The sequence below is a fragment of the Arthrobacter sp. 05T47 genome, from assembly GCF_056395825.1.
Genome location: NZ_JBFTKG010000042.1, coordinates 16,425 through 28,610, shown reverse-complemented (window position 1 = coordinate 28,610; position 12,186 = coordinate 16,425). Strand labels below are relative to the sequence as shown.

The following is a 12,186-nucleotide window of genomic DNA, read 5'->3' as shown; positions in this document are numbered from 1 at the left end:
GGCACGGTCACCCGGCCCGGGGCGGGCCGGGTGCGCCGGCCGCGGAAGTCGATCCGGAAGTTGCTTCGGTACAGGGCCAGGCCGCGGACCGGATCGTTGCCGACGTCGCGCTTGGCCGTCTTCTCGTAGCGCCGGGTGAGGATCAGCCGCCAGGCGGCTTCCGGCAGGACGGGGACGAGGAACGCGCCGATGTACCAGCTGCGCAGCAGTTGGCCGGCAACCTGCTGCCAGGCCCCAGGCGTCCGGACGCGTCCACGGATCCAGCGGGAGAAATGTCCCAGGTCGGGGCCGGAAATGCTGGTGTACCGGGCGATCCGGCCGCCTGCCCTGGGGTCCTGGACGACGGCCCAGCCCTGGATCGACCCCCAGTCGTGCCCCACCAGGTGGACAGCCGTGGCGCCCACCCCGGCCAGTACGGCGAAGGCATCGTCGACCAGGGCTTTCATGGAGTAGTCCCCGCCCGGGCCGTGGACGGCAGAGGCGCCCGCGTTCCGCGTGTCATAGGCCACCACGTGATGGGTCCGGGCGAGTTCGCGGATGGCCGGAAGGAACACCCGGTGATCGTCCGGGTAGCCGTGCACCAAGAGCAGGCTTGATACCTCCGGGCCCGGTTCCGGTCCAAACTCGTAGACGGCCAGCTCCGCGCCGGGCACGGTGACAGCCCGGCGCCGTTCGTTCAATGTCTCCATGAGCTCCGTCTCCATGTGCTCCGCTTCCATATGCCCTCCTACGGTCCCCGGAATCCAGCAGGTTCCCCATCCTACGGTGGCGCCATCACAAACCGGCGCCATCACAAAACACCGAAGTGATCGTTGAGAACCCGGGCCGTGCATGAAAGAGTCACTTCATGACCAATCCCCTCCTGAGCCCCAGCACCCTGCCCTACGGACTGCCTCCCTTCGCGGACATAGTGGATGCGCACTACGCCGAGGCCGTTGAGGCGGGCCTGGCCGGGCATCTCGCCGAAATCCAGGCCATYGTGGACGACCCCGAGGCCCCCTCCTTCGAGAACACTGCCCTGGCCATGGAACGCTCCGGCCGGCTCCTGGAACAGGCCGCCGCGTCCTTCTTCACGCTCGTTTCCGCGGACGCCTCCGATGCCATCCAGGAGCTCGAGACCCGGCTGTCCCCGCTCTTTGCCGCCCATCAGGACGCCGTCTACCTCAACCGGGGCCTCTACGAGCGCTTCGCGGCCCTGGACACCGCCGTCCTGGACGCRGAGTCCGCACGGCTCGTGGAGGAATACCTCAAGGAGTTCCGTGCCTCGGGCATCCAGCTGGACGACGCCGGGCAGGAACGGCTCAAGGACGTCAACGCCGAGCTTTCCCGGCTCGGCACCGAGTTCGGGCAGCGGGTCAAGGAAGGCATGAAGTCCGCCGCCCTCCTGCTGGACGACGCCACCGACCTCACCGGGCTGCCCGCCGACGACGTCGCCAGTGCCGCCGAGGCTGCCCGCACCGCCGGGCACGAGGGCAAGTTCCTGCTGACCCTGATCCAGCCAAGCAACCAGCCGGCCATGGCCGCCCTGGCGAACCGGGATGTCCGCCGGCGGCTCTACGAGGCCTCGATCGGCCGCGGCAGCGACGGCGGCAGCCTCGATGTTCTCGATTTGGTCAAGGACATGGTCCGGCTCCGCGCYGAGAARGCCACCCTTCTGGGGTTCGCGAACTTCGCCGAGCTCAGTGTGGACCGGCAGACGGCACCGGACTTCCAAGCGGTCCAGGCCATGATGAGCCGGCTKGCCCCGGCCGCCGTCCGCAACGCCGACGCCGAGGCGGAGGCGCTGGCCAAGGCYGCCGGCCACCCGCTCGAGGCCTGGGACTGGGCGTACTACTCTGCCCAGGTCAAGCGCGAGCGGTATGCGGTGGACGAGCAGGCCCTGCGCCCCTACTTCGAGCTGGACCGGGTCCTGAATGATGGTGTGTTCTTCGCGGCGAACGCYCTSTACGGGATCACGTTCCACGAACGCGCAGACCTCGACGGCTACCACCCGGACGTGCGGGTCTGGGAAGTGAMAAATTCGGACGGCACGGACCTGGGCCTGTTCCTGGGCGACTACTACACCCGCGACACGAAGCGGGGCGGGGCRTGGATGAATTCCCTCGTCGAACAGTCCGGGCTGCTGAACACCCGACCGGTGGTGATCAACAACCTGAACATCTCCAAGCCGCCGGCGGGCGAGCCCACGCTGCTGACCCTGGACGAACTCCGCACCACCTTCCACGAGTTCGGCCACGCCCTGCACGGSCTGTTTTCGGCCGTCACGTATCCKCGGTTCTCCGGTACCAACGTGCCGCGGGACTTCGTGGAGTACCCGTCGCAGGTCAACGAAATGTGGATCATGTGGCCCGAGGTCCTGGCCAACTATGCCCGGCACCATGCCACCGGAGAGGCCCTGCCGCAGGAAACGGTGGACAAACTCACCGCCGCGCAGCTCTGGGGCGAAGGCTTCGCCACCACCGAATACCTCGGCGCGGCCCTGCTGGACCTGGCGTGGCATGTCCTGGACGGCTCCGATATCCCCGAGGACGCGGTCGAGTTCGAGGCGAAAGCCCTGGCAGCGGCCGGCGTGGCGCACAGCCTGATCCCGCCGCGCTACCGCACCGGGTACTTCCAGCACATCTTCGCGGGCGGCTGGTACGCCGCCGGCTACTACTCCTACATCTGGAGCGAGGTCCTGGACGCCGACACYGTCGAATGGTTCAAGGACAACGGAGGCCTCAGCCGCGCCAACGGCGACTTCTTCCGCGCCGAGCTGCTTTCGCGGGGCAACAGCCGGGACCCGCTGGAGTCATTCCGGACCTTCCGGGGCCGGGACGCCGACCTCGGACCGCTGCTGAAGCGCCGCGGYCTGGACTAACCCTTCATCGATTGCTCCGYAGACGCCCTTTAGGAGCCTGATAAGGGCAGTTACGGAGCAATCGACGGGGAAACGACGACGGCGGCGAGTCACCAAAGAAAGGGTGACTCGCCGCCGTCGCGTTCGACTGCTTCTCCACAAACTCGGCGCCGAGGCGCCTCGCTTATGGAGCCTCTGCAGCCTCACTTATTAAGCCAAGCAGGTTAGGCGCGATTGTCGCCTGGTGCTACCAGCCGCGCTCGGCSAGGCGGTGSGGCTGCGGGATCTCGTCGACGTTGATGCCGACCATGGCCTCGCCCAGGCCGCGSGAGGCCTTGGCGATCTCGTCCGGGTCGTCGTAGAAGGTGGTGGCCTTCACGACGGCGGCGGCACGCTGGGCCGGGTTGCCGGACTTGAAGATGCCGGAGCCGACGAACACGCCGTCGGCGCCGAGCTGCATCATCATCGCGGCGTCGGCCGGGGTGGCGATGCCGCCGGCGGTGAACAGCACCACCGGGAGCTTGCCGGTCGCGGCAACTTCCTTGACCAGTTCRTACGGGGCCTGCAGTTCCTTGGCCGCGACGTAGAGCTCGTCCTCGGGCAGGGAAGAGAGCTTGAGGATCTCGGCRCGGATCTGGCGCATGTGCGTGGTGGCGTTGGAGACATCGCCGGTGCCGGCCTCRCCCTTGGACCGGATCATCGCCGCGCCCTCGTTGATGCGGCGCAGCGCCTCACCGAGGTTGGTCGCACCGCAGACGAAGGGAACGGTGAACTTCCACTTGTCGATGTGGTTGGTGTAGTCGGCCGGGGTCAGGACCTCGGACTCGTCGATGTAGTCCACGCCGAGGGACTGCAGGACCTGCGCCTCGACGAAGTGGCCGATCCGGGCCTTGGCCATGACGGGCACGGACACAGCGGCGATGATCTTGTCGATCATGTCCGGATCGGACATGCGGGACACGCCGCCCTGCGCGCGGATATCGGCCGGAACGCGTTCCAGAGCCATCACGGCCACGGCACCGGCGTCTTCGGCGATGCGGGCCTGCTCGGCGTTGACGACGTCCATGATGACGCCGCCCTTGAGCATCTCAGCCATGCCGCGCTTGACGCGGYTGCTGCCCGTGACGTTCTTCGCGGACGCGCCGGCTTCGCTGCTTACATCAGGTGTAGACACAAAAACCCCTATGGGTAGATAGATGACCTCGCCGGGGCGCGGACGGCACGTTCATGCCGTGTCTCGCACACACCGGATTACCGGATCCATTGGCCGGTAARGCTAATACTATCCCCCGGCCGGGGCGCCGCAGAATTCGGGTTACAGCAGCCGAATYCCGCGCAGTGCCGGGCGTTCCGCGYGTCCRCMRRAGGGGCCTGCGGCGCGGTCAGCCGGCCCGTTCCGGGGTGGTGCCCTCGGGTTCCTCCAGAGACTGGCGGTGGACGGTCACRATGCGCTGGATYACTGTCACCAGGCTKGCSGCCGCGAGKAGGCACAGCGTCACGAARAGTACGACGACGGGCAGGCCGAGTCCCGTGAATCCGGTGACCACCAGCACGGAYACGAGCCGCTCGGCSCGCTCGGCGATGCCGACGTTGGCGTGAAAGCCCAGGGCTTCGGCCTTGGCCCGMGCGTAGGAGACCACCATGCCCAGTACGAGGCAGACGATGGCRGCGATGGCGATGGGCGSGTTGGCRCCGCCGGTGAAGAACCACACGGCGAGGCCGGCGAACAGGGCGCCGTCGGCGACGCGGTCCAGGGTGGAGTCCAGGAAGTTGCCCCACCGGCCGCCGCGGTGCTGCATCCGSGCCATGATGCCGTCAATGACGTCGGAGAAAATGAACGCCGTGATGAACAGSGTCCCCCACCAGAGCTGCCCGAGAGGGTAGAACACCAGGGCGCCGATCACCACGCCGAGCGTSCCGACCACCGTCACGGCGTCCGGAGACACYCCGATCCGCAGCAGCCAGCGGGCAACCGGGGAGAACAGGGCGGTGAAGAACCCCCGGGCGTGCCTGTTAAGCATCCTTCTCCCCGGCTGTTTCCTGCGGCGCTGGCATWTCCTGSGGCCAGGCGTCGGCGACCTGCTGGCGAACCTCKCCGAGGGTYTGSGTGATCGCCTTGGTCTGGGCGATGATGGGGAAGAAATTTCCGTCCCCGCCCCAGCGGGGCACCACGTGCTGGTGCAGGTGCCCGGCGATGCCGGCCCCGCCGGTGACGCCCTGGTTCATGCCCAGGTTGAAACCGGAGGGGTTGGCGACCTTGCGCAGCACCCGCATGGCCGTCTGGGTCAGTTCGGCGAATTCCGCCGTTTCCTCGACGGTGAGRTCCGTGTAGTCGGGGATGTGCCGGTAGGGGCAGACMAGCAGGTGTCCCGGGTTGTACGGGAAGAGGTTCAGCACCACGTAGCTGGTCCTTCCCCGGTACACGATCAGGGACTCCTCGTCCGCCCGGTCCGGGGCAGCACAGAACGGGCAGTCGTCCGGGTTCTTGAACTGCTGCTGGCCGCCCTTGATGTACGCCATCCGGTGCGGGGTCCACAGGCGCTGGAAAGCGTCCGGGACCCCGGCCAGGCCGAAGTCGTCCGTCACGGCGTGGTCGCCCGGATACTCCGGCCCGGCCCCTGTGGAATCCTGCACGCGCTGCCCTTCCGTCTGCCTAGCTGGTCCGGTTCCGGACAGCGTCGACAATCCGCTGGACGGCCTCGGCCACGGGCACGCCRTTGTCCTGGCTGCCGTCGCGGAACCGGAAGGACACGGCTCCGGCCTCGGCGTCGTCTCCGCCGGCGATCAGCACGAACGGGATCTTGTCCTTGCTGGCCGTGCGGATCTTCTTCGGGAACCGGTCCGAGGAAATRTCCACCTCGGCCCGGATSCCGGCSGCCTTGAGCTGGYCSACGACGTCGAACATGTAGTCGTTGAAGGCCTCCGCCACSGGRATGCCYACCACCTGCACGGGRGCCAGCCAGGCCGGGAASGCSCCGGCGTAGTGCTCGGTCAGCACGCCCATGAAGCGCTCCACGGAGCCGAACAGGGCGCGGTGGATCATTACGGGCCGCTGCCGGGTGCCGTCGGCGGCCTGGAACTCGAGCTCGAAGCGTTCGGGCAGGTTGAAGTCCAGCTGGATGGTGGACATCTGCCAGGTGCGGCCGAGTGCATCCTTGGTCTGGACGGAAATCTTGGGGCCGTAGAACGCGGCTCCGCCCGGATCCGGGACGAGTTCAAGCCCGGAGGCCTCGGCCACCTCGGCGAGGGTGCGGGTGGCTTCCTCCCACGTGGCGTCGTCGCCGACGAACTTGTCCTCGTTCTTGGTGGAGAGCTCGAGGTAGAAGTCGTCCAGGCCGTAGTCTTTGAGCAGGCCGAGGACGAAGTTCAGGGTGGTGGTGAGCTCATCCTTCATCTGCTCGCGGGTGCAGTAAATGTGGGCGTCGTCCTGGGTCATGCCCCGGACGCGGGTCAGGCCGTGCACCACGCCGGACTTCTCGTAGCGGTAGACCGAGCCGAACTCGAAGAGCCGCAGCGGCAGTTCGCGGTAGGACCGTCCCCGGGACCGGAAGATCAGGTTGTGCATGGGGCAGTTCATCGGCTTGAGGTAGTAGTCCTGGCCGGGCTTGCGGACCGTGCCGTCCTCGTTCAGCTCCGCGTCGATGTGCATCGCCGGGAACATGCCCTCCTTGTACCAGTCCAGGTGGCCGGAGACTTCGTAGAGGTGGCCCTTGGTGATGTGCGGGGTGTAGACGAAGTCGTAGCCGGCATCCACGTGGCGCTGCCGGGAGTAGTCCTCCATGGCCTTGCGGATGATGCCGCCCTTGGGGTGGAACACCGGCAGGCCGGAGCCGAGCTCGTCCGGGAAGGAGAACAGGTCCAGCTCCGCGCCGAGCTTGCGGTGGTCGCGGCGCTCGGCCTCGGCAATCCGCTCCTGGTAGGCCTTGAGCGCATCCTTGGTGGGCCAGGCGGTGCCGTAGATGCGCTGCAGCTGCTGGTTGTTCTGGYTGCCCAGCCAGTAGGCGGCCGAGGACCGGGTCAGGGCGAAGGCGTTGGAGATCATCTTGGTGTTCGGCAGGTGCGGGCCGCGGCACAGGTCGCACCAGAGGCTGTCGCCGCTCTTGCGGTCCACGTTGTCGTAGATGGTGATGTCGCCGGCGCCGACCTCGACGTTGACGCCCTCTCCGACGTCGGCGGCCTCGTTCTTCTTGCCCAGGAGTTCGAGCTTGTAGGGCTCGTCCTTCATGGCCTCGCGGGCCTCGTCCTCGGAAACCACGCGGCGCACGAACTTCTGGTTCTGGTTGATGATCTTCAGCATCATCTTTTCCAGGGTCTTCAGGTCTTCCGGGGTGAACGGTTCGGCGACGTCGAAGTCGAAGTAGAAGCCGTCCGTGATGTAGGGGCCGATGCCGAGCTTCGCGTCGGGGCGCAGCTGCTGCACGGCCTGGGCCATGACGTGGGCCGTGGAGTGGCGCAGGACGTTCAGCCCGTCCGGGGAGTCGATGGTGACGCCCTCGACCGCGGCGTCCTCGGGAAGGGGCTGGTCCAGGTCCTTCAACTCGCCGTTAACGCGGGCCACAACGACGTCGCGGCGCTCAAAGAAGAGTTCCGCGCCGGTGGTCCCGGTAGTCACCTTGGTCTCTTCGCCGTCGACGAGAATGGTGATCTGCTGGGCATCTGACACGGGTGTCTCCTATTCAAAGTTAAGGCTTCGTAGCTTGTGGCGTACGGGGACCACAGCCAGCCTTGTCCATGCTATCTGTTTACGAAGGGGCCAACCAACGCGCCACTCAGCCGCCCAGCCCGGTGATGGCGAGGTTCCTGCTGATCCCGTCCAGGGGACCGGGCAGCTCCGGCTCGCGGTAGGCCGGGGCGCCCCGCACCGGCTGCGGGAACGGCAGGGTTTCCGTTCGGCTGAGGTCCCAGGCCATGCTGGCGCTGATGCTGATCCCCCGCGGCCCGGTCCGGCGGGTGGTGCCGCGGATCAGCAGCAGCCGGGTGCCGAACAGGAGGGATCCGGACTGCTCCTGCGCCTCGTGGAAGAAGACGGAATCCACGCAGCCAGTTCCGTCGTCGACGCTGATGAACACCACCCGGCGGCCGCCCCGCATGGGCGGGGTCTGGGTGGCCACCCGCACCCCGGCAACCAGCACCTCCGTGCCATTGCGCAGTCCCAGCAGCTTGTCCGCGGTGGTGACGCCGAGCCGGTCCAGCAGCGGCCGGTGGCTGGTCATCAGGTGCTCCGTGACGTCCACGGCCATCAGGTCCAGTTCAGCCCGGACGTTATCCACCATGCTCGGCGCCGGGAGAACCGCCTTCAGGTTCTTCAGTTCAACGTCCCCCAGCGGCAACGCCAGCTGGCCTTCAATGACCTCCACGCCCTTCCGCGAGGAACGGCCCTGGAGCTTCTGCAGGTGCTGGACCAGATCCGCCCTGTTGGCTGCTCCCCCGGACGCCTTATGCAGCGAATCGAAGGCGCCCAGCTGCGCAAGGCGTTGGATGCTGAGCCTGCTCAGCCGTGACCGGGCGCGCAGGTCGGCCAGCGAATCGTAGGGCTGGCCGGCCACAATCCGCTTCAGCTCGGCACCGGAAAGCCCGAAGATGCCGTTCAGGCTCAGCCTGATGCCTAGCCTGCCCCGGTCCGGCCCGGATTCCACAGGCTCCACCCGGTACTCCGCCTGGCTCCGGTTGATGTCGAGGGGCAGGATGGGGATGCCCAGCCGGCGGGCCTCGGCCACGAGCAGGCGTTTGGGGTACATGCCGGGGTCGTGTTCCCAGAGTCCGGCGAGGAAGGCCTCCGGGTGGTGCGTCTTGAGCCAGGCCGACTGGTAGGTGGGCACGGCGAACGCGGCGCCGTGGGCCTTGCAGAACCCGAAGCTGCCAAAGGCTTTCAGCGTGCCCCAGACCTTGTCCACCACCTCGGGACTGTAGTTTCGTGCCCGCGCCTCCTTCCGGAAGAACTCCTCCACCTTGGCCTCCAGCACCTCGTTGCCCAGCGCCCGGCGGAACTCGTCCGCGCGTGCCAGCCCGCACCCGGTCATCACGTCGAAGGTCTTGAGGATCTGTTCGTGGAAAACGGTGACCCCGTGGGTCTCCTTGAGGACCGGCTTGAGGTGGGGATGCGGGTAGACCTCGGGGGCGAATCCGTGCCGGTGCTCCAGGAAGGGCCGGACCATGTCGGATTTCATCGGGCCGGGCCGGAACAGCGATATGTCAATGATGAGGTCGTTGAAATCCCGTGGCGCCATCTTCCCGATCAGTTCGCGCTGGCCCGGGGATTCGATCTGGAAGCAGCCCAGGGTGTGGGTGCTGCGGATCAGTTCAAAGGTTGGCTCGTCATCGAGCGGGACCGCGTTGAGGTCGATGCGCCCGTCCTCGGCGATGTAATCCGGGCCGGCCCCGTCCGTGCCGGCCGGATGCGCGCCGGCGGCGACCACCTCGGCTTTGGAGGGGTGGAGCCGGATGACTTCCCGGACGGCAAAGGCCATGGCGCTCTGCATCCGGACGCCCAGGACATCGAGTTTGAGCATGCCCATGGGGTCCATGTCGTGCTTGTCGAACTGGCTCATGGGCAGGCCAAGGCCGCTGGGCTGGACGGGGGTGCGGTCCAGCAAGGTGGCATCGCCGAGGATGACCCCGCACGGGTGCATGGAGATGTGGCGGGGCAGCCGGTCCAGCCGCTCCGTGAGGTCCACCAGCAGGTCCAGCTGCTGGTTTTCGGTGAAGCCGCGCTGCTCGACCCGGTCCGCAAACTCCTTCAGTTCGGGTTTCTCCGCGAGGGCTTCGCGGAAGTGCCGTGCCGAGAACCGCCACAGCTGCTTGGCAATCTCCCCGACCTCTCCGTCGTCCATGCCCAGGGCCAGGCCGGCGTCGCGCACGGCACCGCGAGCGCGGTAGCCGTTCTGCATGCTCATCAGCGTGACGCGCTCGGCGCCGAAGCGTTCAAAGATCTTCCGGTAGACGTTGTGCCGTTCGGCGCTTTCGACGTCGATGTCAATGTCGGGCAGGGTGGCGCGGTCGCGGGAAAGGAAACGTTCAAAGATGAGGTCGTGCTGGAGCGGGTTTACCTGGCTGATGTCGATCAGGTAGTTGACCAGGCTGGAGGCGCCGGAACCGCGGGCGGCGGCCCGGACGCCCAGGTCCAGGATCATCCGGGAGACCTCTGCGACGGTCAGGAAGTAGGAGGCGAACCCCAGCGAGTCGATGATCCGGAGCTCGTGCTCCAGCCGGCTCCGCATCTGTTGTTCCTGCCGCCCGGTAATTCCCGGGAAACGGCGGCCGATGCCGGCCTCACAGCGCAGGGTCAGCTCTGCGAGCGCGTCGCCGTCGATCCCGATCACGGAGGCTTCCGGGACCACGGGCTGTTTCCAGCCCATGTCTGCCACGGGATCCATGCGGCAGCGGTCCGCGAGCGCCTCGGTCTGGGCGAGGAGCCGTTTGAGGTCCGCCGTGCCGTAGCCGGCGGCATGGATGATCTCCTTGCCCAGCTGCAGCATCTGGGCCGCCGATTTGAGCCAGCCCTGCCCGTTGGGCTGCAACAGAGGGGCGGCGGAGAGCTCGGGGAGTGATTTGAGCGTCCGGGCCGAGTCCAGCACATCGGCCGTGGCCGCGCCGTCCTCGGCCACATACCGCACGGCGTTGCTCAGGACGGCGGGCACCCCGTGTTCAGCCGCGAGCTTCAGCATGCGCACCGCGTGGGCGGTGCTCAGGGGTTCCCCGGGCGGGCTGAGCTGGGACACTGCTTCCGCGGCGAGCGTTCCGGGAGGCATGGCGTCCAGCCAGCGTTTGAACAGGGTGCGGGGCCGCAGGTACCGCCGGCCGCCCATGGCACGGCCGACGTCGGAGTCCGGGCCGATCAGCACCGTCAGGACCGGCTGCAAGGTTTCCGGGTGCAGGGTGCGGGAGGCCAGTTCGGCCCGGGTGACGGCCACCGGTACTGCTCCCCCGGCCTTGCCCGTGGTGCGGGCATGGGCGTCGGAGATCAGACGGCACAGCGCCCTGTAGCCGGCGCCGTTGTTGTGCCCGTGCGCCAGCACGACGACGCGTCCCCCGAGCTGGGTGCGGAGGTCGCCGTCGTCGTCAAATACCGCGAGGTCCACGCCGACGATCGCATCCAGGCCGGCGGCCATGCACGCCTTCAGGTGCTTGACGGTTCCGTAGAGCCCGTCGCGGTCTGTGCAGGCCAGGGCGGTGGCGCCGTCGGCGGCGGCCGCGGCGGCCAGCTCGTCCGGCCAGGAGACGCCATAGTGGGCGCTGAAGGCAGTGGAGACGTGCAGATGGGTGAAGCTCATGCTGTCTCGGGCTTCCGGAGGGGCTGCAGCGCGTCGTGGATCCTCAGGAGCCGCCAGCGGCCGCTTCCGATATGCCTGGTCAGGTCAAGGGTGAGAGTGGAGGCCCCGGCGTGGTCACCGGCGGCACGGACCTGGACCCGCCAGATCTCGTGATCCACCAGTCCCGGCCCGCTCCCGAGCGGCGCCCGGCTTTCTTCTGCCCACCACTGGCGGCGTTCAAACCAGCGGACAGGTTCAGCGCAGACCGTGTAGCGACGTCCGGCCCAGTCCAGGCGCAGGGGCTGGCCCGAGGGCGTGCAGGCGACATCCACGGACTCGCTGAACATGCCCACGTTGCCTCCCGACCCAGTCCGGGCTGGGCCGGCCCAGTCCCCGCTTTGGCTTTCCCTGTCTACTTCAAGTTCCAGCTACTTCAAGGTCCAGCGCTTCTGTATTGATTCGAACCCGTATTGATTCGAACCTGAATTTATTCGAACATATCTTCGAATAAAATCAGTCTACGTCGAAGAGGCGACAAAACCCAGATCGGGGGTGGACGGACGATGGCACAGGTAGCAGGATTGAGCCATGAGCTCCCATAKCGCACTCCTGAAGCACGTAAAGGTCGCCGCCAAGAATTCAACCTTGGTGGCGACCTTCGATATAGACGGCAATATCCCGGGGCAAGGCGCCTACGTGGTGGGCCTGCTGGCAGCCGAGCCGGACTACTCCCATCAACGCAGACTGGGCATTGAGTTCATGAACGGCGAGGCGGTCTCCTTCTACTTCTTCAACCATGACGGCACGGAAGAGAACTTCGACCTCAAAGGCGTGGAACACTCAGGAAACACCATCACCGGAAACTTCCCCATCGCGACTGTCCTGGGCCTGCCCAAGGGCCACCTCATGACCGCCTTCAGCGATTGTGACGGCCGGGACTACCAGGCCAACGTGCCTGTCGAAGAGGCCCTCTAGGCGGCAGGAACCGACCCCGGCCGTGCGGAAGTGGCGGCTGCGCGGGCCTTAATCAGTCCAACAGAAATCCGTTGCAGTCGAAGCCGTGGCGGCACGCTTTCGGTCGCTTTCCCGACGTCGGCG

At 67.1% G+C, this 12,186-nt stretch carries 9 protein-coding genes; 2 read left to right on the top strand and 7 right to left on the bottom strand.

Going from position 1 to position 12,186, the window contains the following annotated elements; translation table 11 throughout:
* Positions 1–719 (bottom strand): alpha/beta fold hydrolase (locus AC1DEY_RS20365; protein ID WP_476869554.1); only part of this gene is annotated, 719 nt, incomplete at its 3' end.
* A 128-nt stretch (positions 720–847) separates the two neighbouring features.
* Between AC1DEY_RS20365 and AC1DEY_RS20360 the strand changes: the two genes are divergently transcribed.
* Entirely contained in the window at positions 848–2,860 is a 2,013-nt protein-coding gene (locus AC1DEY_RS20360; RefSeq protein ID WP_476869553.1) for a M3 family metallopeptidase, read from the top strand.
* A gap of 226 nt (positions 2,861–3,086) precedes the next feature.
* Here the strand turns inward: AC1DEY_RS20360 and pdxS are convergent, their stop codons facing one another.
* The 6 genes from pdxS to AC1DEY_RS20330 form a co-directional block, all read right to left on the bottom strand.
* A complete protein-coding gene (pdxS, locus tag AC1DEY_RS20355; RefSeq protein WP_476869552.1) occupies positions 3,087–4,013 on the bottom strand; it encodes a pyridoxal 5'-phosphate synthase lyase subunit PdxS in 927 nt (308 codons plus the stop codon).
* A 208-nt stretch (positions 4,014–4,221) separates the two neighbouring features.
* Positions 4,222–4,860 carry a phosphatidylinositol phosphate synthase gene (pgsA, locus tag AC1DEY_RS20350; protein ID WP_476869551.1) on the bottom strand — a complete coding sequence of 213 codons (639 nt, stop codon included), beginning with the start codon at positions 4,858–4,860 and terminating at the stop codon, positions 4,222–4,224.
* Positions 4,853–5,473, bottom strand: coding sequence for an HIT family protein (locus AC1DEY_RS20345; RefSeq protein ID WP_476869550.1), 621 nt, complete (start codon positions 5,471–5,473; stop codon positions 4,853–4,855). Before AC1DEY_RS20345 ends, pgsA begins: the two co-directional genes overlap by 8 nt.
* A 19-nt stretch (positions 5,474–5,492) precedes the next feature.
* The gene (thrS, locus tag AC1DEY_RS20340; RefSeq protein ID WP_476869549.1) at positions 5,493–7,502 is read right to left on the bottom strand and encodes a threonine--tRNA ligase; all 2,010 of its coding nucleotides are present in this window, start codon (positions 7,500–7,502) and stop codon (positions 5,493–5,495) included.
* A gap of 106 nt (positions 7,503–7,608) precedes the next feature.
* Positions 7,609–11,109, bottom strand: a complete 3,501-nt coding sequence (locus AC1DEY_RS20335) for a DNA polymerase III subunit alpha (protein WP_476869548.1) — start codon at positions 11,107–11,109, stop codon at positions 7,609–7,611.
* Entirely contained in the window at positions 11,106–11,441 is a 336-nt protein-coding gene (locus AC1DEY_RS20330; RefSeq protein ID WP_476869547.1) for a DUF6504 family protein, read from the bottom strand. Before AC1DEY_RS20330 ends, AC1DEY_RS20335 begins: the two co-directional genes overlap by 4 nt.
* 235 nt (positions 11,442–11,676) lie before the next feature.
* Here AC1DEY_RS20330 and AC1DEY_RS20325 point away from each other — a divergent pair, with 235 nt between their 5' ends.
* Entirely contained in the window at positions 11,677–12,063 is a 387-nt protein-coding gene (locus AC1DEY_RS20325) for a hypothetical protein (RefSeq protein ID WP_476869546.1), read from the top strand.
* The last annotated feature ends 123 nt before the right edge of the window (positions 12,064–12,186 follow it).

Coding starts and splice junctions, on each gene's coding strand:
- AC1DEY_RS20335 (WP_476869548.1), bottom strand. CDS start 11,109: ATGAGCTTCACCCATCTGCACGTCTCCACTGCCTTCAGCGCCCACTAT.